We start from the raw sequence: 20,681 nt of genomic DNA on the forward strand, positions 1-20,681 counted from the left end.
TCCCTACCGGCGTTGCTGCTGCTTTTCCTGTCGTCTCGTGATTGCCGCCCTGCGCCTCCCGCGTCTGGTATCGGTGCTCGTGGCGTCATGCCGCCGGTTTCTCGGCACGCCCTGTCAGACCCCGTCTTCCCCCTGCGGTCTTGCCCGTCTCTGCTCCAATCGAATGTCCCAACTGACCTTCAAACAGCTCTCAAAGGTGGCCGCGCGTGTCTAAATTGATGGTTTTCACCGGTAACGCCAACGCTGCGCTGGCGGCGAAAGTGGCCGAGTGCCTCGACAACCGGCTCGGCCACGCCACGGTCGGCCAGTTCAGCGACGGTGAGATCGCCGTCGAGATCAATGAGAACGTACGCGGCAAGGACGTCTTCATCCTGCAGTCGACCTGCGCACCGACCAACGACAACCTGATGGAGCTGATTCTGATGGTCGACGCGCTGCGCCGCGCCTCGGCAACCCGAATCACCGCCGTCGTGCCCTACTTCGGCTATGCGCGCCAGGATCGCCGCGTGCGCTCGGCGCGCGTGCCGATCTCGGCCAAGGTGGTCGCCGACATGATGGTCAAGGCCGGCGTCGACCGCGTCATGACCATGGACCTGCACGCCGATCAGATCCAGGGCTTCTTCGACGTGCCGGTGGACAACGTCTACGGCTCGCCGATCCTGCTCGACGACATCGAGCGCCAGAACTACGACGACCTGGTGGTGGTCTCCCCCGACGTCGGCGGCGTGGTGCGCGCACGCGCCATCGCCAAGCAGCTCAACGTCGACCTGGCGATCATCGACAAGCGCCGCCCGCAGGCCAACCAGGCCCAGGTGATGCACATCATCGGTGATATCCAGGACCGCACCTGCGTGGTGGTCGACGACATGGTCGACACCGCCGGCACCCTGTGCAAGGCCGCCGAGGCGCTCAAGGGCCACGGTGCCCGTCGGGTGGTCGCCTATGCCACGCACCCGATCCTCTCGGGTCCCGCGGTCGACAATATTAGTGGCTCGGTGCTTGACGAACTCGTGGTTGCCGATACCATACCGCTCTCCGAACCTGCACGTCGCAGTGGCAAGATCCGTCAGCTGACGGTCGCCGGCCTGATCGCCGAAGCCATTCGCCGTGTCAGCAACGAGGAATCCGTCAGCGCGATGTTCCACTGAACCGGGTCATCCCGGGCGGGAACGCGCGCCGACACACAGGCGACTGCCGTGATGGCAGTCGCGCCAATGGAGACGGCACGGCCTGGTCGCGGGCGGTGCCGTACTCCTTTTCTATCGATAGAGGTGACAACTCATGTCCCATTACACCCTGACAGCCAATGTTCGTACGGAGCTGGGGAAAGGTGCGAGCCGCCGCCTGCGCCGCAAGAACGAACAGGTCGCCGCGATCATCTACGGTGGCGAAGCCGCCCCGCAGCCGATCACCATCGACAAGCCGGCCTTCTACAAGGCGATCGAAGACGAAGCCTTCTTCTCCTCGATCATCGATATCCAGATCGACGGCAAGAGCGAGCAGGTCGTCATCCGTGATCTCCAGCGCCACCCGTACAAGGCCCTGGTGACCCACGCTGACTTCATGCGCGTCGATGCGACCCACGAGCTGACCCTGAACGTCCCGCTGCACTTCCTCAACGAAGAGAACTGCAAGGGCGTCAAGGACGAAGGCGGCGTGATCCACGTGCTCAACAACGACGTCCAGATCAGCTGCCTGCCGTCCAAGCTGCCGGAATACCTCGAAGTCGACATCGCCAACCTGGGCCTCGGCGAGACCATCCACCTTTCCGACCTCAAGCTGCCGGAAGGTGTAACCCTGGTCGAGCTGAGCCACGGCGAAGAGCACGACTCCGGTGTGGTCAGCGTGACCCACCCGACCGTGGCGCGTGACGACGAAGTGGCCGGTGAAGGCGTCGACGAAGACGGCGAACCGAAAGGCGAAGCGTAAGCTTCACCGCAAGATCGGAGCAGGCGACGGCATGGGCGACGTGAAAGCGATCATCGGTCTCGGCAACCCCGGATCGGAGTACGAAGACACCCGCCACAATGCCGGCGCCTGGCTGGTCGAGCGCCTCGCACGGGACGCAGCACAGACGCTGCGTCCCGAGCGCAAGTTTCTGGGTCTCTATACCAAGATCCATCTGGGCAGGCACGATCTGCACCTGCTCAACCCCACCACCTTCATGAACCGCAGCGGTGCCTCCGTGGCCGCGCTGTGCCAGTTCTTCAAGATTGCCCCGGACGAGGTGATCGTGGCTCACGACGAGCTCGACATCGCCCCGGGTACGGCGCGCTACAAGACCGGCGGCGGTCATGGCGGCCACAATGGTCTACGCGACATCATCAGTGCATTCGGTAACCACAACGGCTTTCATCGACTACGGGTCGGCATCGGCCACCCGGGCAGCGCCAAGCTGGTGACCAACTATGTGCTCGGCCGCCCCGGCAAGGCGGAGCGCGACGCCATCGACGCAGCGCTCGACGAAATCGTCGTCACCCTGCCCGACGCCCTCGACGGCAACTGGGCCAGGGCGATGAATCGCCTGCACGCCTTTTCCGCCTGACCCCGGCCCCGCCAGCCCGCGCCACGCCACGCCACGCGCGTGTTATCGCCGGCGCCAAGGGTCGAGTAGAATAGCGATCTTTCACGCGTCACGAACTCTCTTTCCAGGAAGCGCTCATGGGATTCAACTGCGGCATCGTCGGTCTGCCCAACGTCGGCAAGTCGACGCTCTTCAACGCCTTGACACGCTCCGGCATCGACGCCGAGAACTTCCCCTTCTGCACCATCGAGCCGAACACCGGCATCGTGCCGATGCCCGACCCGCGGCTCGACAAGCTGGCCGAGATCGTCAAGCCGGAGAGGGTCGTACCCACGACCATGGAGTTCGTCGATATCGCCGGCCTGGTCGAGGGCGCCTCCAAGGGCGAGGGCCTGGGCAACCAGTTCCTGGCCAACATCCGCGAGACCGATGCGATCGCCCACGTGGTGCGCTGTTTCGACGATGACAACGTCATCCACGTCGCCAACCAGGTCGACCCCACCGCCGATATCGAGACCATCAATCTCGAGCTCGCGCTGGCCGATCTCGACGCGGTGGAGCGTTCGATCCAGCGTCTGACCCGGGTGGTCAAGGGCGGCGACAAGGAAGCGATCGCCACCAAGGCGATTCTCGATCGCATCCAGCCCCATCTCGCCGAGGGTCAGCCGCTGCGCAGCTTCGGCCTGGACGAGGATGAACAGCGTCAGCTGCGCAGTTTCGGATTCCTGACGCTCAAGCCGACGATGTACATCGCCAACGTCAACGAGGACGGTTTCGAAAACAACCCCCATCTCGATACGGTGCGCCAGATCGCCGCCGGCGAAAATGCCGTCGTGGTGCCGGTGTGCAACAAGCTGGAAGCGGAAATCGCCGAACTCGAGGACGAGGAACGGGCCATGTTCCTCGAAGAGATGGGCATGCAGGAGCCCGGACTCGATCGCGTCATTCGTGCCGGCTATGGCCTGCTGGGCCTGCAGACCTACTTCACCGCAGGCGTGAAGGAAGTGCGGGCGTGGACGGTCAAGGTCGGCGCCACCGCACCGCAGGCGGCAGGTGTGATCCACACCGATTTCGAGAAGGGGTTCATCCGCGCCGAAGTGGTCAGCTATGACGATTTCGTCTCCCTGGGCGGCGAGAACGGCGCCAAGGAAGCGGGCAAGTGGCGCCTGGAAGGCAAGGCCTACGTGGTCCAGGACGGCGACGTCATGCACTTCCGCTTCAACGTCTGAGCAAGACATCCAGCGGGGCGCCAGCAGCGCCCCGGCACCGCCCGACGGCCGGATTCGTGCAAAAAAAGCGTTGACGTTTCATCGGGTTATGCTAGTATTCGCCTCCGTTGTCACTCACCAAGCGTGACCGCGACGGCTACGTAGCTCAGCTGGTTAGAGCACATCACTCATAATGATGGGGTCCCCTGTTCGAATCAGGGCGTAGCCACCAGACAAGACGCCAAAGCCCANNTGGGCTTTGGCGTCTCTGTGTGCGCCGTTTTCGTATACGCCGCGGTATTGTCCATAGCGACACGGATAGACCGACTCAACCCCAGAGGGCCGGCGCCGCGGGATGCACCCCTGCGGCGTCGTAGCGCAGCCCCGGGTCGCGATCCCGGGCCAGCAGCAGAGGCCCGTCGAGATCGACGATCTCGGCGCCCTGGGCAACCAGCAGCGCCGGCGCCATCGCCAGCGAGCTGGCCACCATGCAGCCGACCATGATCCGCAGCCCCGCAGCGCTCGCCAGCTCACGCAAGGCCAGCGCCTCGGTCAAGCCGCCGCTCTTGTCGAGCTTGATGTTGATCATGTCGTAGCGCCCCTGTAGTGACGCCAGCGAACCGCGATCATGGCACGCCTCGTCGGCGCACACCGGCAGCGGCCGGGGAATCTCTGCCAAGGCCGCGTCATCGTCGGCAGGGAGCGGCTGCTCGACCATCTCGATGCCGAGCTCGCCCAGCATCGGCGCAAGCTGCCGATAGGTGGACAGATCCCAGCCTTCGTTGGCATCGACGATGATCCGCGCCTGCGGCGCGCCCTGGCGCACCGCGCGCAGCCGCTCGAGATCCCCCGCCCCACCCAGCTTGACCTTGAGCAGCGGGCGCTCGGCGTGGCGTGCGGCTTTCTCGCGCATCGCCGCCGGCGTATCCAGCGACAGCGTATAGGCGCACATCTGCGCCTGCGGCGGGGCCAGGCCGGCCAGCGCCCAGACCGGCATGCCGCGCTGCTTGGCTTCAAGGTCCCACAGTGCGCAGTCCAGCGCGTTGCGCGCCGCCCCAGCCGGCAGTCGCGTCTGCAGCGCATGGCGGTCGAGCCCAGCGGCCAGAGCCGTACGCAGAGACTCGACCTGGGCGATGACACTGGCGACCGACTCACCATAGCGAGCATAGGGCACACACTCGCCACGGCCGGCGTGGGTGCCATCGCTCAGACTCACCGTCACCACCCGCGCCTCGCAGCGCGCACCGCGCGAGATGGCGAAGCGCTCCGCCAGCGCGAAACGCACCTCCTGCACTGTGAGGATCGACATCTGTCAGGCTCTCCTTCGCTGCCACGCCCGTATCCCTGTCAGCCGGCGCGGCCGTTATCGGACAAGACCCAGGCTTTATCTGAGAAGTCGACGCGCGATGGCCTGGCCAGAACGCGTCGCCACGGCAAAAATCGGCGACCACGGGCCGAGCTGGCGCTCCCGCCGATTGCCAACGCCCCAAGGGCGAACACAGTCAGTGTCAGACACCGCCTAGTCGTCGTGCGCCGGGTCGAGCACCGCCCGATTGTAGAACGCGGTCAGCGCCCGGATCAGGTAGCCGGGATCGCGGGTACCGGCGGTCTCGCGGATCGAGTGCATGCCCCACTGCGGCACGCCGACATCGATCGTGGGCACACCCAGCTCGGTGGCGGTGATCGGTCCGATGGTGCTGCCGCAGCCCATGTCGGCACGGGTCACGAACTGCTGCACCGGCACGTCGGCCTCGCGACAGAGATCGTGGAACAGCGCCGCCGTGGCGCTGTTGGTGGCGTAGCGCTGGCTGGCGTTGACCTTGATCACCGGCCCTCCGTTGATCGCCGGACCATGATGCGGGTCGTGTTTGTCGGCGAAATTGGGGTGCAGCGCATGGGCGTTGTCGCAGGAGATCATCAGCGAGCGCTGGATCAGGCGCACGAAGCCCTCGTCGCCGGCCTCGCCCAGCGCCGCGTTGACCCGTCGCAGCACGTCGGCCAGAAACGGCCCCTGGGCGCCGCAGGCGCTGGCGCTGCCGACCTCCTCATGGTCGTTGGCGACGAACACCGCGCCCTGGCTGCCATCGCAACCGATCAGCGCCTCCAGGCCGATGAAGCAGGAGAGCAGATTGTCGAGCCGGGCGCTGGCCAGCAGTTCGCCCTCGATCCCGACCCGCGCCGGCGGCTGCACGTCGTGGAACCCCAGTTCGAAGTCGACGATCTCGGCGTCATTGATGCCGTGTTCGGCGGCGATCCACTGCTGCAGTAGACGCGTCACGTCCTCCGCCTGGCCCCCCTGCAGAAACACCGGCGCCATCTGTGTCTGGGCATTCATGGCGCGGCCGCTGTTGGCCTCGCGGTCGAGATGGATCGCCAGACTGGGGATGATCGCCACGGGTTGGGAAACATTGATCAATAACCCTTGCAGTCGGCCGTCGGCTCGACGAACATGCACCCGGCCAGAGAGCCCGAGATCACGGTCGAACCAAGGCGCCAACAGCGCCCCGCCGTAGACCTGCACGCCCAGTTGCAGCCAGCCCTTGTTGACCACCGCCGGCTGCGGCTTGAGCCTGAGCGCCGGACTGTCGGTGTGCGCGCCGACCATGCGCAGCGCCCGTAGTGGCGCGGTGGGCAGCTGCAGTGCGATCAGCGAGCTGTCGTTGCGCGTGACATAGACCTTGTCGCCCGGCACCAGCTGCCAGCTGTCGGTCTCGCGTAGCCGGCGGTAACCGGCGGCCTCCAGCTGGCTCGCGAGATTGGCCGTGGCATGCCAGGGCGAGGGCGAGCGGGCGAGGAAGTCGATCAGACGATCGATGACGGCGCTGTCGGAAATGGCATCGGCGGCGGCGGGGTCGGACATGAGGTTCCTCGAATGGCGGTCGGTAGGCAGTCGATACGACTGCTACAATGGATTTTGGACCTGAAAAAGATTCATGGATCCGGTGGTCTTAAAGGGAACAGCCGGTAGTCTTAAAGGGAACAGAGTGTACAGGAAACCGGGAGTGCTTCATTGATAACCCTGACTGTCGCCGCTCGGCACGCGGCCATGTGTTTGCTACTGCTGGCATGGAGCGTCGTGGCGCTGGCCGGTCCCACCCCAACCGATGCACAGCGCCAGGCGGCGACGGAAGTGGCGGAGGCGATCCAGTATGGCTCGTACGCCGAAGTCACCCTCGATGATGCCTGGTCGAAGCGCGCCTTCAAGCGCCTGCTCGACGTGCTCGACGACCAGCGCGCCTACCTGCTGCAGAGAGACGTCGACGATTTCAGCGATCTCGATACCACGCTCGACGACGCCGTCGAGGATGGCGATCTGGACCGCGTGTATGCCTTCTATTCACGTTACCAGGAGCGTGTCGAAGCACGCCTGCAGTGGCTGGTGTCACGCGTCGATCAGAGCATCGACTACACCTACACCGGTAACGAGCGCCTGGCGCTCGACCGCAAGGATTCGCCCTGGGCAGGCAGCGAGGAGGCCCTCGACGCGCTCTGGAGCAAGCGCCTCGAGAACGCCGCGCTGACCCTCTCGCTCAACGACCAGACGCCGAAGCAGATTCAGAAGACGCTGCACGACCGCTACACCAACCAGCTCAACCGGGTGCGCCAGACCAACGCCGAGGACGTGCTGGTGCTGCTGATGGCTGCGGTCACCGGCACCGTCGACCCGCATACCGAGTATCTCTCGCCGCAGCAGGGCGAGTCGTTCGACATCCAGATGCGGCTCTCGCTCGAAGGGATCGGCGCACTGCTGCAGAACGACGGCGAGTACGTCAAGGTCTCCAGCCTGGTGCCCGGCGGGCCGGCGGACAAGAGCGGCGTGCTGCAGCCGGCGGACCGTATCGTCGCAGTCGGCCAGGGCAACGACGGCGACATGGTCAACGTGGTCGGCATGCGTCTGGATCAGGTGGTCGAACTGATTCGCGGGCCCAAGGGCTCCACCGTGCGCCTCGACATCATTCCGGCCAAGGCGGTCGACGTCACCCGCACCCAGCAGGTCCAGATCACCCGCGACACGGTCAAGCTCGAGGATCAGGCCGCCCACAGCAAGGTCGAGGAGGTCCAGCGTGACGGTGAAACCCACAAGATCGGGATCATCACCGTCCCTGCCTTCTACGTCGACTTCGATGCCTGGCAGGCGGGCGAGACCGACTACCGCAGCACCACCCGCGACGTGGCCAAGGAGATCGCCAAGCTCAAGGCGCAGAACGTCGAGGGTATCGTGCTCGATCTGCGCAATGACGGCGGCGGCGCCCTGCAGGAAGCCAACTCGATGATCGGGCTGTTCATCGACCGCGGCCCCACGGTGCAGGTGCGCGATGCGCGTGGCCGCATCAACCTGTATGGCGATACCGATGCCGGCGTCGCCTATGACGGCCCGCTGGCGGTCCTGGTCAATCGCCTCTCCGCTTCGGCCTCGGAGATCTTCGCCGGCGCGATCCAGGATTACGGCCGCGGTCTGGTGATCGGCAGCCGCACCTTCGGCAAGGGGACGGTGCAGACCCTGAGCGACCTGAGCCACGGCCAGATCAAGCTCACCCGCGCCAAGTTCTACCGCATCTCCGGCGAGAGCACCCAGAACCGCGGCGTCGAGCCCGACATCCTCTTCCCCAGCCTGATCGACCCCGACGAGATCGGCGAGAGTGCGCTCGACAACGCCCTGCCCTGGGACCGCGTGCGTCCGGTGCAGTATCGGCTCTACGGCCAGCCCTGGCGCTACCTGGAGACACTGCAGGACCGCCATGACAAGCGCGTCGCCAATGATCCGGACTTCGTCTATCTGGAGAAGCAGGCGCAGTTGATCAAGCGTCTACGCGAGCAGCAGACCAGTATCAGCCTCAACGCCGAACAGCGTAAACGCGAGATGGACGCCCAGGAGACCGAGCAGCTGGCGCTGGAGAATCAGCGTCGCCGCGCGCTGGGTCTCGAGCCGCTGAAGAGCTGGGTCGATGCCCGTGACCGCTCCGCGAATAGCGACGCCGAAGCCGATACCAGTGACAAGGGCGACAAAGGCGGCAAGGAAGACAAAGGCGACAAGGCCGACGACGTCGAGCCGATCGATCGCGCCGAACTGCAGGAGACCTCACAGATCCTGCTCGACTACGCTCAGCTGATGCGCAAGCCTCCGACGAGCTGAGCAACCCGGCACCCGCTCTCCGGTCAGGATCGCCGTTCGGGTGAGCAGCGATGAACACCAGGCGCCCCATCACTGTATGGGGCGCCTGGCGTTTCGGCCCCCTTTGCGCCCTCTCCTCCCGCCACGCCTCGTCGCATGCCATTCAGGACTGAGATCTCTCGGCCCGGGGGCGGCGAAAACGCTGACATAAGCCAGCGTCAGATTCATGCGATCGGGTCATGCCCCGGGGCAACGCCGCCGCTAGAGTCAGAAGACCCCGCCGGCATCGCGTTCCCGCACGCTCATTACGGGCATCATCACGGGCATGCGCACACCGGCCCTGACACGCCGGATACGCCGCCATGTTCTTCCCCCAACGCACTTATCTGTTCCTGGAAGGCCCCGCCTCCCCATTCTTCGGCCAGTTGGCGCAGCGCCTGCTGGATGATGGGCACCGCGTGGTCAAGCTGCACTTCCATCTCGGTGAGCGCCTCTACTGGCACCATCCCGACGCGCTGACCTTCCGTCATCCCCTGGCGATGCTGCCCCACGTGCTCGGCGAGCTGTGGCGCCAGCACCACGTGACCGACCAGGTGCTGTTCCAGGCGCACTCGCCCGCACATGATCTGGCGGTCCCGCTCGCTCGGCGCTACGGCATCCGCAATCATCTTTTCGATCACGGCTATCTGGGGCCGGGGCGGGTCACGCTGGAGCGCGAAGGCAGCGGCGCGCGTTCGCTGCTGCCGCGGGACCCGTGGTGGTTCCACGCCGCCGCCGAGCGGCTCGACGAGCCGCCCGCACCGGGTGCCTGGCCGGCTCCCGGTGCCCTGGCGCCGCTGCTGCCGGCGCTCTATCGGCTGGGCGCGCAGCTGACCCCACGGCGTCCCCCCGCCAGCGTGGCGGCCAGCGCCGACTACCGCCTACCGCTCCGGCCCGCCATAACGCCGCAGGGGACGCGCGCCGCACGGGGCGCTGCCGACAGCCAAGCGCCCTTCTTCATTCTCTCTACCGGCGGCCAGTTGGGCCGTGACGACAACGCCCCTCAGCGCCGCCATCTCGAGCGCGTGATCGCCGGCTTCGTGCGGATCGCCCCGGCTCGCTGCCGTCTGCTGCTGCTGCCGACCGCTGCCGATCGCCATCGGCGCCCGCCGCGCCGCTGGGCGTCACGCCTGGCACGGCAGCTGGCTCTGGGAGAACGTCTCGGCTTTCTCTCCCCCACCCAGCTCGAGCGACTGCTTCCCCACGCCAGTGGCTGGGTCAGCCAAGGCGAACCCGAAGCCCACCTGGCCCTGGCCGAGGGCTGTCCGCTGTTCGCCCTCAGCGATGCCCACTACTGCTTGCCGGGGCTGGCGGTGAGCGACGACCTGGAGCTGTTCTGGCGCTATCCGCACGCGCCGGATGCCGATCTCTATCGCGCCTTCCGCCGGGTGCTGATCCACGCCACGCAGATCGAGGGCGACTTCCACGCCAGCGCCGGCCGTGATCGTGCGGTAATGGAGGCCACCGAACGGCTCACCGCGAACATCTCACCGATCGAGCGCCTGCTCCACGCCTCCCACGCCCGGGTTGCCTCCTGAACCGCCCCGGCGGCCTTGCGCACCGCTGCCTCCGAGCTGCCGCCCGGCCCTGGCATCCACCCTGACACTCAACCCTGACACTCAGCCCTGAAACGCCAACCGCCCGCCCGAATCTCCCCGGGCGGGCGGTCTCTTGTCGATGCCCCACTCAGCGCCAGCCGTGGCGTGTCAGCGCCGTGCCCACCAGAACGCCCGCGCATGTGCTGGGTCGCCTAGTTCACGCGCCTTGCGTGCGGCGCGGCGGGCCATCGCCCGCGCCTCGCCGGGCTGCTGTACCAGTCGCTGCACCGCCTCGCACCAGGCCACCTCGTCGTTCTCCACCAGCAATCCGTCGACACCATCCTCGACCACGTCGCGATAGGGCGAGCAGCGGCTGTAGATACCCACACTCCCCATCAGCGCGTTATCGAGAAACTTGATGTGCGACTTGCCGGCATTGAACGGCGTATCGACCATCGGCGTCAGTCCGATATCGGCGCTGTGCTGCCCTCGGTAGCGCTGGAAGGCGCGCCAGTTCAACGCCCGCGGCGTCTGTACCCGGGCCAGTCCCTGCAGTGCCCGCGGCGTGTGCTCGCCGAGCATGATCTCGAAGGAGAGATCGCGATGCCGCTGGTGCAGCGCCACCAGCGCCGGGGTGATCGCCTCGAGATCGCCCAGATGCGCGCGCGAGCCGTAGAAGCCGATCCGCGTCAGCGCCGGCGGCGGCGTGAACGCCACCGGCTCGCCGATCAATGGCGGTGTCAGCACCGCCACCGTGCGATGATGGCGGCGTAGTTGCTGGCCCAGCGCGGCGCTGCTGGCGATCACCTCGTCGGCCAGCGCGAACAGTCGCGGCTGCAGATGCGTGGCGACATGGCGCATGCGCCGCCGGTAGCTCGCCGGCAGGCGAGCATCTTCGGCCGCCGCCGGGATGTCGTCGTCGACCAGGTAGCGGATCGTCGCCAGCCGCCCCCGGTTGGCCTCCAGCCAGGAGAGCCAGTAAGTGTTGAGCGAACGGCAGACCAGGACATGGGCGTGGCGCATCTCGCCCACCAGCCACGGCATGCACATGATCGGCAGACGCCAGTAGCTGGTGTCGATACGCCTGACCTCGACGCCCCGAGCCTGCAGCCAGGGTGCCGCCGACCCCAGGAAATAGATGTCCTCGGTCGGGCAACTGCCGTCGCTCAGTACCACCCAGCGTGGATAGCGCATGATCGGGTCCCCTCTCGGATTGGCGGTGACGCTGCGAGTCCGGCAGCGGCCGCATGGCCGCGCCGATCGCGGTTCAGGCCGGCGGTGTGAGTAGCGCGCGGCCAATGTCCAGGCGCGGCTTGACCATCAACTTGGTGAAGGCCATCAGCACCATCTCGTCGATCCCCGCGCCCAGGTGGCGCTTGAGTTCGTCGTAATCCTTGAAGCTCGGCTCCGGCGCCACGCACATCTCGAAGAAGTGCTGGCGATTGACGTGCGGGTTGTCGAGGAAGAAGCGGCTCAGCCGGTTGTGCTTCTCCTGCTTGGCGGCGCTGGCGACGTAGTTGCCGATACGCGCGAAGAACTGCTCGACGTTGCGCAGCGGCAGGTGGTAGACGCACGCCTCCCACTCGCGGGCGAAGGCGGTCGCCTCGGCATCCGGCTCGAGCACGCTTTGATCGCTCTTGGCCATCAGCCAGTGGTAGCCCATGTGCAGGCGATGGGACTGGCGGTAGAGACACAGCGCCTTGGTATCCGATGCCTGCTCGCCCAGCGACCAGTACTCGGCATCCAGCAGTCGCCCGTGGAGATCGGGCTGGGGCGGGATCGGGGTCTTGCAGATCACGTTGATCCAGGGCACGCGGAAGTAGAACCGCTTGAGATTCTCCTCGCCGGGGAAGCGCTGGCAGAAGGCATCGAAGAACGCCTTCACCCCACGCCCGTGGTTGAAGGTCAGGAACTCGTCGGCGTCGAAGCCGTAGACCACGTTGTGGCAGTCACGCTTGAGATAGATCTCCAGCGCCCCCTGGATATAGTCGGCCTTGCGCTTGGAGAAGCCCTGCTCGTCCTCGATCTCGATGAAGCCGATCTCGCGGTCGGGGAACTGTGCCCGCAGCCGCGCCACGCATTCGCGCAGGAAGGTGTGCTCGACATGGCTGAGCACGACCAGACGGTCGAACCCCAGGCGCAGGTGGTGCAGGCAGGCGGCATAGACCACATCCTCCTCGCCTCTGACCATGGTGATGGCGGTGAACTCGGTATGCATGTTCGGCTTCCTGTCGTCAGGGTGGAAAGATCAGCGGTGACGACACCCGGGTCGACGTCGTCTCGGCGTGAAGAAGACACGGCATTCGCTCGCCTTCTCGGCCACGCTCGTGGCCATTTTCAGCGCAGCGAAAAATCCTCATGGGTCAGGGTCAGGTGCGGGTGGTAAGCCGGGTCCGTGAACAGACTCGCCCCCCAGCGGCGACGCATGTACTGGGCTTCGCTGGCCGCCCGCGCGCGCTTGGCCTGGGTGTCGTCGCTGCCGCGCGAGATCGACTCGTGGTGGTAGAGCTCGGCAAACGGCGTCCATAGATTGCGGTAACCGGCGTCGCGCACCCGCAGGCAGAAATCGACATCGTTGAACGCCACCGCCAGGTGGGCCGCGTCGAGACCGCCGACGGCAGTGAAGATCTCGCGGCGCACCACCAGGCAGGCGGCGGTCACCGCGGAGTAGTTCTGGGCCAGGTGCAGGCGCGAGAAGTAGCCCGGCTGATGCCCGCTGAAATACTTGTGCGCGTGCCCCGCCACACCGCCCACGCCGAGTACCACACCGGCGTGCTGGATGGTGCCGTTGGGGTAGTAGAGCTTGGCGCCGACGCAACCGATCTCGGGGCGACAGGCGTGGGTGACCATCTCCGTGAGCCACTCCGGATGCATCGGCTCGATGTCGTTGTTGACCAGAGCCAGCAGCGCCCCGCGGGCCCGCGCCGCACCGATATTGTTGAGCGCCGAGTAGTTGAACGGCCCCGGACAGCGCAGCACCCGCACCCGCGGGTCGGCGGCGATCGCGGCGAAGAAGTCGAGGGTGGCGGGATCGCGTGAATCGTTGTCGAGGATCAGCAGCTCAAGGTTGGGATAGTCAGTGTGCTCCAGCAGTGCCCTCACGCAGGGTTCGAGAATCTCGACCCGATCGCGGGTCGGCACCAGCAGGCTGACCAGCGGTGCCGGCTGTGGCAGCGGCCAGTGCACCCGATAGGTATTGGGGAAGCGTCCCGCCTCGACTCGCACCGCCGGGGTCTCGAGGGCCAGATGCTCGCGCACCGCGCGCAGCCCGGCGGCCCCGGTATAGGTCTTGGCCGCGGCCGCACCGGCGGTCGAGGTGCCGACAGCGCGCCAGTGATAGAGCACCTGGGGCACGTGGACGATGCGCCCAGCGCTCAGCCCACGAGTGCAGCGCAGTGCCAGGTCGTGGTCCTGGCTGCCCTCCAGGCCGAGGCGGAACCCGCCCAGCGCCCGCACCCGAGCGGTGCGGAACACGCTCAGATGCGACAGATAGTTCTGGCCCAGCAGCAGATCCGGGTTCCACGCCGGCTTGAAGTGGGGATCGAAGCGCTCGCCGCGCTCGTCGATCTTGTCCTCGTCGCTGTAGAGCACGTCGGCGTCGGGCTGGCGCTGCAGTGCTTCGGCGATATGGAAGAGCGCATCCCGGGCCAGCTCGTCGTCATGGTCGAGCAGCGCCACGAACTCGCCCTGGGCCAGCGCCAGGGCGCTGTTGCTGGCGGCACAGATATGCCCGTTGTGCTCCCGCTGTACCAGCGCGATGCGCGCCTCCGCGGCGGCGTAGCGCGACAGCGTCTGCATCACCTGCGGATCGCGCGAGGCGTCGTCGGCGATGCACAGCTGCCAGTGGGGGTAGCTCTGCGCGAGCACCGAGTCGAGACAGCGCTTCAGGTACGCGGGCTCGGTGTCATGCGTCGGCAGCAGCACCGAGATCGTCGGCCTCCAGGTGAAGGCAGCCAGACGCGCGGCGATCTCCGCCGCCGCCGGCGTGGGGTGGCGATCGAGCCAGGCCCGGTAGCTGGCGCTGGGGCAGGTCCGGGCGAAGGTCGCCTCGTACTGCGCCAGCGCCAGCTCGCGCCACGCCACCCCACGCTCGCTCGCACGCTGTTTGAGTGCCCCGATCAGCTGCTGCCGAGGGGTCTGCAGCCAGTCCGGGTGCAGGTTGGTCAACCGCTGGGCGAGCCGCTCATGGGCAAACCCTGGGGTCAGCCAGACCAGGCGCAGATGCTCGACGCTGAACTCCCCGGCGCTTTCCAGCGGATCGAAACGGATCGCACGCAGGGTCGGCGGGATATAGCACAGCCGCTTGGAGACGCGCCCGGCGCGCAGCGCCAGATAGAGGCTGTGCGCCTCGTCGAAGCCGTCGCCGGTATCGAAATAGAGCTTGACCGCGGCGCTGGCGCCATCGTGATCCAGACGTACTTCGAGCATGTGCCAGCCGGGCAGCGGCAGTTGGCGCCGCCACAGGAACTGGGGGTCATCGTCGAGCGCCCGCCAGGCGTGGCGCGACGCTGGTGCCAGTGCCTCGAGCCCGGACAGCGGCAGCAGCCGCGGCTGGCAGACCAGGCGCGTGGTGCGCTTGAGCCAGCCCCAGGAGGCCGGTACCGGCGCCAGCGGCGCGGGCGAGCTCAGCGGGCGCAGCATCACGGCGCCAGCGCCTGCGACAGGCGTTCGTCGACCGCGATCTGACAGCGCCCCAGCGACTGCCCGGTCAGCAGTACACGACACTCCACCCGGTCACCGGGGGCCGCCTTGAGCGGCAGATGAAAGCCGACCTGGGCGGCGCGCGGCGCGCCCCAGCGCAGGAAGCCCGGCCGCAGCCCGCTGGCCACGCAGCAGCCGACGCGCTCGTCGTTGACGCGCACCTCCACCTCGACCGGATAGTCATCGACCGCCCACCAGGCCCACCCCACCACCCGGTCCGGCTGACACTGCTGCACGCCGCCATGGGCGTAGGGCCGACCCTCGCGCCACAGCGCCAGACGCGTCTCGAACAGCGCCAGGGCCTGCTCATAGAGGCTGAAGTCGCTCGCGTTGAGCTCGCGTAGCGCGGCTTCGTCGGCGGGGTCGATGGGATAGACGTGGCTCACCGACGCGTGGCCCAGATTCTCCGCCAGACCCGGTATCTGCCAGCCGTAGCGGTCGTTGATCAGCGCCAGCGAGTCGGCGTAGCGCTCAGTGATGCCGACCATGCCCAGCGCTTCGAGCCGGGTCGACTCGAGAAAACGCGCCTGCCGGTTGATCATGTCCTGGCGCCGGTAGAAGGTCTGGAAGCTGTCGCGGTACTGGTGGTGGCGCACGAAGTGGTGATACTCCGAGGCGATACGCTGCAGCGGCTCGCGCACGAAGGTGAAACTGTCACGCAGGCCAGCCAGATGGCCGTACTTGTCCATGCCCACGTGGCCTGCCAGCAGGCGCACCTGGCGCTCGCGCAGACACTGCCACAGCTGCCAGTTGTCACGCCGCTGATGCGCCCACAGCGCCACCTCCGGAGCGGTCTCGCGCTGCTTCTCGCCGTAGTCGTGCCAGACGCCCTCGCTACCCAGCTGGTGGCGGGCACCGAGACGAAAGCTGGTGCCGGCGGTCTTGGGGATATGAACGAAGAAGCGCGGCGGCGGCGGCGGGGTCACCACCGGCAGCAGCAGGCGGGTCTCTTCGCGCAGGCGCGCCAGCAGCTCCGATGAGAAGCCCAGGGTCTCCTGGTTGAGGTCGTGGTTGCGGAAATACTGCATGTCGCGGGTGTTGCCGGCGGGCATGTTGGCACGCCCGCGGCTGAGCTTGGTGTCGATGAACTCCTGGCGCGACTTGATGTTGTAGTGATAGATCTTCAACGGAGACGCGATCACCTCCCGGGTCCGCCCCGAGCGCGGCTGATCGTCGAGGAACGCCACCGGATCGCCGCCGGCGCCGACGTAGCGATAGCCCGGCTCCAGGGTCGCCGCATGCGCGGTCATCGCCTTGACTCGCTGCGGCCTGACGATCGACTTGAAGTGGCAGTTGACGGCATGCGCCTCGTGGCTGGCCTGGGTGAAGCGCTCCAGCACGCCACCGGGCTGGCGTCGCTGCATGTGCGAAGAGCCGAAGATGCGCCAGTTGATCGCCACCGCCCCCACGTCCGCCGGCGCCAGCACCGCAGCGAGCCACTCCAGCGGCCGATCGCAATGCGGATGAACCAGGAACTCGTCGGCGTCGAGAAACGCCATGAACTCCGCCTCGCGCCCCCAGGTTTCCAGGACGTGCGCGTACCAGCTGGTCTGCGCCTTGTCCTCCGGCGTCCAGCGGCAGGTGGTCACCAGGCCCAGTCGCTGCCAGCTCGACAGCAGCAGATCGGTGCCGTCATCGCTGCCGTTGTCGGCGATATAGAAGTGCTCGAAGCCGATCATGCGGTGGTAGGCGACCCACTCGGGCAGGTACTCGCGCTCGTTCTTGACGATCGCCACCATCGCATGGCGGTAACTCATCGCCGGGTCTCTGCGTGCCATCATCTCAACCATGAACCTCCGTCCAGCGTCGCGCCGGGTCTCCCCGGTCCGCGGTCGTCACTCGCCGATGAAAGGGTTGCGACCGACTTCACTGATCAGCCGGCCCCACTTGAGGATCTCGCCCTCGTCCAGTGCCTCGTCACCGACCAGCACCTCGGGGAAGCCGAGTGCGCGCCACTTGTCGCGGGGGTGCAGGATATGGAAGGTCGTCAGGCCCAGGTCGCCCGGCATCTGAGCGTCCGCGACCACGTTGTCGCCGATGTGCAGATGGCGCTGGACACCCTCGGCGGCCAGGTCCTGCTTGACCTTGTGCCATAGACTGCCGTTGTCCTTGCGCGCCTGCTCCGCGCTCGACACCATCAGCCGGTAGGCCGCGGAAACGCCGGCCTTGCGCAGCATCAGGCCGACCTGATCGCGGGTGTAGTAGGTATCCGAAATCACCCACAGCACGTGCCCGGAGGCCGCCAGATGGTTGAACAGCTCGACCATCTCGTCCTTGGGCCGGATCATCTCCAGGTCGAGTTCGAACTCCTGACGCATCCACGCCTGGGCCTGGGCCGGCGAGACCTCCAGGCGCTCGGCGATTTCGTCGTAGATCGCCACGATGTCGACGTCGCCCTGGAAATTGGCGCGCTGGCGCAGGCTCGCCTCGGCCTCGTTGCGCAGCTTGACGAAGGCGCGTGCCGAGACGACCCGGCCCTGCTCGGCGAGCTGCTTGCCGAGCTTGAGCTTGGCGTAGTCGGCGACCATGTATTCGCGCCGCACCAGGGTGTCGAAGACATCGAAGCTGATGTAGGAGTGAGCCTGGATGCTCGCCAGGTGGTTACTCAGCCGCCCGTGATAGCTGGCGGTGATGTAGCCCGAATCGGTGGTGAACTGCCCGGTCGGGGGATAGAAGAAGAGCTGACGATAGCCCCGGTGCTCGACCAGCGGGCCGAGTACCCGCTCCAGCGCGTGCAGCATCGAGTTGTCGTTGGGCAGCGGCTCCGGCGGAAAATCGTCGTAGGACCAGCCGCGATCGATCACGCCACGCAGGGCCTGGGGGCGCGCCCAGAACATCCCGCCGGCGGGATAGCTGAGAAAATCGGGGATCGGCCCCAGCCCCAGCTCGCGCTGCCACGTCTGCATGAAACCCTTGTTCATGGTCTGGTGATTGACCCAGGCCGGCATCATCCAGAAGGTCGTCGGGTAGTAGAGCCCCAGACTCTCGTCTTCGGCGAAGGCGTTGAGCAGGCGCGTGATCACCGAGACATCGCGCAGCAGATACTCGATCAGATACTCCGCCCACTGGGTCTGCTCCTTGCCGGAGTAGAGCGACTTCTTCGAGTGCAGATGGCACAGCAGGTCGTACTCCCCCAACTGGGGGCCGAACTCCACCAGCATCGGGCCGAAGTTGCGCCCACGATTGGGCACCACCCGGGTGTGCAGCGACCGCACCCGCGGATGCTCGGCGAACGCCGCCTGGGCCTTCTCCTCGTGCTCCGCCGCCGCCAGCGTCAGGAACACGTCCACTTCGATCGGGAAGCGCGCGATCGCCTCGGCGAAGCGATCGAGGAAGTCGGCATAGAAGACATGCAGACACAGCGCCACCTTGAGCGTCGATGCCGCCTCTCCCAGCACCACGCTGGACGTCACGATCTGGCGCGGGTGCCAGCGCACCGTGGCCGGCGCGTGCTGCCGCCCCTCGCTGCGTCCGTGCAGCAGATAGTGCTGCAGCGGGCTCTGCTGGGCGTGGAACACGTCCATGTACATGCGGTGGTAGGTTTCGCTGTCGAAGCGTGGCGACGGGTTCACCGGGGCGAAGCGCGACTTGCGCAGATAGTCGTCGAAGGCTTCGCGCTGGGTGGCGAAGCGCAGGCCATAGGTGGCCTGGTACCACTTGGGATCGAACAGCCCGGTGCTCAGCGCATCGATGAAGGCCTGACTGATCAGCGCAGCGTGGCCATCGCCGCCGCCCGCCTGGCCCAGCGGCAACTCCTCATTGGCCGGCTGGCGCTCGCTCAGCGCTTCGGCATCCTCGGCGCTGGTGGCGGTCACCGCATCCACCGGGACCACATCGCCACTGACCATCGACGCGGCCATGTCGACCAGCGCCGGATCAGGCTCGAGCGCCGGCGCGTCGACCACCAGCTCCGGATCCTCGAGAGCAGGCCGCCGCCGGCGCGCGCGCCCCAGCAGATGCGCCTGGAACAGCCATGGCAACAGCGCCGTCACTTTTCCCTCTGGTTTCATGAGATGCCCCTTGCCCTGGTTCAGATCGCGAACATTTGCATCGGATTGATGATGCCGTTGCCGGTAATGTCGTCATCGACGCTGAACAGGTGCCAGACGTCGTGCGGGATGCAGTTGGGCCGCGTGGCGAAGACCTCGTAGAGGTCCTGCACGTCGCGCCGGGTGTAGCTCACCCCATGGCGGCGGCAGTCGATGACATGATCGATCGCGCCATCGAAGACCATCTTGAGATCCTGGAAGTGGCGCTGGGTGGCGGCCTCGCGGCCGTAGAAGTACTCGAAACCGCCGTCGTGCTTCTGGCGGATATCGACCATCTGGCCATGCGGCGCGGTCAGCAGTGACTCGAACAGCAGCGAGCGGTCGAGCATCACGCAACCGTTGCGCCAGCCCACGCCCTCGTGGAAGACCCCCTTCAGATGGGCGTGGTGCGTCCCCACCGCGGCGTCGCCAGGCTTGGTGGCGATGAAGTAGAGCCCCGAGGTGTCGCGCCCCAGGACATGCGTGAGCACCTTCTGGATCGTCCCCGAGTAGCCCAGGTCGAGCATCAGCGGGCGCATGTCGGGGTCGTCGAGCCCGCACTGCCTCAGGTAGGCGCGCAGCGCCTCGCGGGTCGGTTCCACCAGACGGGCCAGCGCCGCCATGTGCGGTGCCAGCCACTGCTGCACCAGCGCCTGGTCCCGCGGCAGCTCACAGGTGAAACGCAGCAGCTCGATCGGCAACGTGGAGAAGATCTCGTGCAGCTGCAGGCCGAAGCGCTTGCGCATCAGGTCGAGTACGCTGCCACTGAAATCGTTGCCCAGCGCCATCGGCATGATCGCCGGATCGCCGAGCATGGCGCGGAACAGCAGCGTGCGAGAGACGCGCAGGTAGATCGGCGCATGGGGCAGCGAGATCAGCGAGGCCCGCTCGAGGCGCTGCAGCAGCCGATAGAAGCACCAGCCCTCCCGCGCCAGACAGACCGGCAGGTGCCCCTCTGCCTCGGCCTCGATGGACTCCGCGTAGCAATGGAGTGCCGGACCGAGAAAGGTCGATCCGAAGTCGTGGAGTGCCCGACTCTTGGCTTGCATGAACTATCCCCTTGGCGTCGCCCGAATGGTGCGTCGTCGTTCGATCCCTGCCGGATCACTGGCCACAGCGTCACGGCGATGAGCTTCATCAAACTCTTGCTACTGGCTTTATTGATACTTTCAAGCGTTAAAACAGACAGCCTCTCTGCGCTAATAAAGACGGCTTTTCTGCACTGGAAGAGACAACCTGCCGCCACCCAGAAAGCCAAACTATCGGCGCCACGGCAGACGCCCAGCTTGCGACCAATCAGTCTCTTCAATCTTTCGACACAAACTCTCGACAATGACGTTACCGATATCGACACCCGCACGATCGAGGCGCACCGCCACCCCGAAAAGAATTGCCTTCGCGATGGAAAATAATCCAGGTCATTGTCATACGACATCTACGCAAAACAGCCGCCACAGATATCGAAGACTGGCATTGTCGCTGACCGTATTCCCGAAATTTCACTAATGATGAACGGCGCGATGGCCATGC

At 66.4% G+C, this 20,681-nt stretch carries 15 protein-coding genes and 1 tRNA gene; 8 read left to right on the forward strand and 8 right to left on the reverse strand.

The window, feature by feature from the left end; all coding sequences use genetic code 11:
• Positions 1-206 precede the first annotated feature (206 nt).
• The 5 genes from DOM66_RS04335 (at position 207) to DOM66_RS04355 (ending at position 3,964) form a co-directional block, all read left to right on the forward strand.
• Positions 207-1,148, forward strand: coding sequence for a ribose-phosphate pyrophosphokinase (locus tag DOM66_RS04335; RefSeq protein WP_188115131.1), 942 nt, complete (start codon positions 207-209; stop codon positions 1,146-1,148).
• A gap of 133 nt (positions 1,149-1,281) precedes the next feature.
• Positions 1,282-1,929, forward strand: a complete 648-nt coding sequence (locus DOM66_RS04340; protein WP_110689344.1) for a 50S ribosomal protein L25/general stress protein Ctc — start codon at positions 1,282-1,284, stop codon at positions 1,927-1,929.
• A gap of 31 nt (positions 1,930-1,960) precedes the next feature.
• Positions 1,961-2,545 (forward strand): aminoacyl-tRNA hydrolase, encoded by a 585-nt coding sequence (pth, locus tag DOM66_RS04345; RefSeq protein WP_110677373.1) that lies wholly within the window; start codon positions 1,961-1,963, stop codon positions 2,543-2,545.
• 116 nt (positions 2,546-2,661) lie between these two features.
• Positions 2,662-3,753 carry a redox-regulated ATPase YchF gene (gene ychF / locus DOM66_RS04350; protein WP_110677371.1) on the forward strand — a complete coding sequence of 364 codons (1,092 nt, stop codon included), beginning with the start codon at positions 2,662-2,664 and terminating at the stop codon, positions 3,751-3,753.
• Between the two features lie 134 nt (positions 3,754-3,887).
• Positions 3,888-3,964 (forward strand) — tRNA-Met (locus DOM66_RS04355).
• 96 nt (positions 3,965-4,060) lie between these two features.
• On the opposite strand, the gene dgcA is transcribed toward DOM66_RS04355, so the two are convergent.
• Together dgcA and DOM66_RS04365 are read right to left on the reverse strand one after the other, a co-directional pair.
• Positions 4,061-5,041, reverse strand: a complete 981-nt coding sequence (gene dgcA / locus DOM66_RS04360) for an N-acetyl-D-Glu racemase DgcA (RefSeq protein ID WP_110689345.1) — start codon at positions 5,039-5,041, stop codon at positions 4,061-4,063.
• Between the two features lie 210 nt (positions 5,042-5,251).
• Positions 5,252-6,592, reverse strand: a complete 1,341-nt coding sequence (locus DOM66_RS04365) for a M18 family aminopeptidase (RefSeq protein ID WP_110689346.1) — start codon at positions 6,590-6,592, stop codon at positions 5,252-5,254.
• A gap of 186 nt (positions 6,593-6,778) precedes the next feature.
• Between DOM66_RS04365 and DOM66_RS04370 the strand changes: the two genes are divergently transcribed.
• On the forward strand, positions 6,779-8,866 hold the full coding sequence (locus DOM66_RS04370) for a carboxy terminal-processing peptidase (RefSeq protein WP_110689347.1): 2,088 nt from the start codon (positions 6,779-6,781) through the stop codon (positions 8,864-8,866).
• A 341-nt stretch (positions 8,867-9,207) separates the two neighbouring features.
• Positions 9,208-10,422 carry a capsular polysaccharide export protein, LipB/KpsS family gene (locus DOM66_RS04375; RefSeq protein ID WP_110689348.1) on the forward strand — a complete coding sequence of 405 codons (1,215 nt, stop codon included), beginning with the start codon at positions 9,208-9,210 and terminating at the stop codon, positions 10,420-10,422.
• 168 nt (positions 10,423-10,590) lie between these two features.
• Here DOM66_RS04375 and DOM66_RS04380 read toward each other — a convergent pair whose 3' ends face one another.
• The 6 genes from DOM66_RS04380 to DOM66_RS04405 form a co-directional block, all read right to left on the reverse strand.
• Complete coding sequence (locus DOM66_RS04380) at positions 10,591-11,616, reverse strand: glycosyltransferase family protein (RefSeq protein ID WP_110677361.1); 1,026 nt, start codon at positions 11,614-11,616, stop codon at positions 10,591-10,593.
• 73 nt (positions 11,617-11,689) lie between these two features.
• On the reverse strand, positions 11,690-12,640 hold the full coding sequence (locus tag DOM66_RS04385) for a glycosyltransferase family 2 protein (protein WP_110689349.1): 951 nt from the start codon (positions 12,638-12,640) through the stop codon (positions 11,690-11,692).
• Between the two features lie 119 nt (positions 12,641-12,759).
• Complete coding sequence (locus DOM66_RS04390) at positions 12,760-15,063, reverse strand: glycosyltransferase family 2 protein (protein ID WP_110689350.1); 2,304 nt, start codon at positions 15,061-15,063, stop codon at positions 12,760-12,762.
• Positions 15,063-16,880 carry a glycosyltransferase family 2 protein gene (locus DOM66_RS04395; protein WP_188115132.1) on the reverse strand — a complete coding sequence of 606 codons (1,818 nt, stop codon included), beginning with the start codon at positions 16,878-16,880 and terminating at the stop codon, positions 15,063-15,065. Before DOM66_RS04395 ends, DOM66_RS04390 begins: the two co-directional genes overlap by 1 nt.
• 78 nt (positions 16,881-16,958) lie before the next feature.
• Positions 16,959-19,133: a rhamnan synthesis F family protein gene (locus tag DOM66_RS04400; protein WP_110689352.1), complete on the reverse strand. Its 2,175-nt coding sequence runs from the start codon at positions 19,131-19,133 to the stop codon at positions 16,959-16,961.
• A gap of 20 nt (positions 19,134-19,153) precedes the next feature.
• Complete coding sequence (locus tag DOM66_RS04405; RefSeq protein ID WP_110677351.1) at positions 19,154-20,200, reverse strand: HAD family hydrolase; 1,047 nt, start codon at positions 20,198-20,200, stop codon at positions 19,154-19,156.
• Between DOM66_RS04405 and DOM66_RS19470 the strand changes: the two genes are divergently transcribed.
• Positions 20,195-20,563, forward strand: coding sequence for a hypothetical protein (locus DOM66_RS19470; protein ID WP_157958983.1), 369 nt, complete (start codon positions 20,195-20,197; stop codon positions 20,561-20,563). The genes DOM66_RS04405 and DOM66_RS19470 overlap by 6 nt on opposite strands.
• Positions 20,564-20,681 lie beyond the last annotated feature (118 nt).

Origin of the sequence: Salinicola endophyticus (genome assembly GCF_003206575.1) — a bacterium.
Lineage (GTDB): Bacteria > Pseudomonadota > Gammaproteobacteria > Pseudomonadales > Halomonadaceae > Salinicola > Salinicola endophyticus.

Excerpts from the sequence above, each read along its gene's own strand:
- DOM66_RS04340 (WP_110689344.1), top strand. The coding sequence starts at position 1,282 with ATGTCCCATTACACCCTGACAGCCAATGTTCGTACGGAGCTGGGGAAA.
- pth (WP_110677373.1), top strand. The coding sequence starts at position 1,961 with ATGGGCGACGTGAAAGCGATCATCGGTCTCGGCAACCCCGGATCGGAG.
- ychF (WP_110677371.1), top strand. The coding sequence starts at position 2,662 with ATGGGATTCAACTGCGGCATCGTCGGTCTGCCCAACGTCGGCAAGTCG.
- dgcA (WP_110689345.1), bottom strand. The coding sequence starts at position 5,041 with ATGTCGATCCTCACAGTGCAGGAGGTGCGTTTCGCGCTGGCGGAGCGC.
- DOM66_RS04365 (WP_110689346.1), bottom strand. The coding sequence starts at position 6,592 with ATGTCCGACCCCGCCGCCGCCGATGCCATTTCCGACAGCGCCGTCATC.
- DOM66_RS04370 (WP_110689347.1), top strand. The coding sequence starts at position 6,779 with ATGTGTTTGCTACTGCTGGCATGGAGCGTCGTGGCGCTGGCCGGTCCC.
- DOM66_RS04375 (WP_110689348.1), top strand. The coding sequence starts at position 9,208 with ATGTTCTTCCCCCAACGCACTTATCTGTTCCTGGAAGGCCCCGCCTCC.
- DOM66_RS04380 (WP_110677361.1), bottom strand. The coding sequence starts at position 11,616 with ATGCGCTATCCACGCTGGGTGGTACTGAGCGACGGCAGTTGCCCGACC.
- DOM66_RS04385 (WP_110689349.1), bottom strand. The coding sequence starts at position 12,640 with ATGCATACCGAGTTCACCGCCATCACCATGGTCAGAGGCGAGGAGGAT.
- DOM66_RS04390 (WP_110689350.1), bottom strand. The coding sequence starts at position 15,063 with ATGCTGCGCCCGCTGAGCTCGCCCGCGCCGCTGGCGCCGGTACCGGCC.
- DOM66_RS04395 (WP_188115132.1), bottom strand. The coding sequence starts at position 16,880 with ATGAGTTACCGCCATGCGATGGTGGCGATCGTCAAGAACGAGCGCGAG.
- DOM66_RS04400 (WP_110689352.1), bottom strand. The coding sequence starts at position 19,133 with ATGAAACCAGAGGGAAAAGTGACGGCGCTGTTGCCATGGCTGTTCCAG.
- DOM66_RS04405 (WP_110677351.1), bottom strand. The coding sequence starts at position 20,200 with ATGCAAGCCAAGAGTCGGGCACTCCACGACTTCGGATCGACCTTTCTC.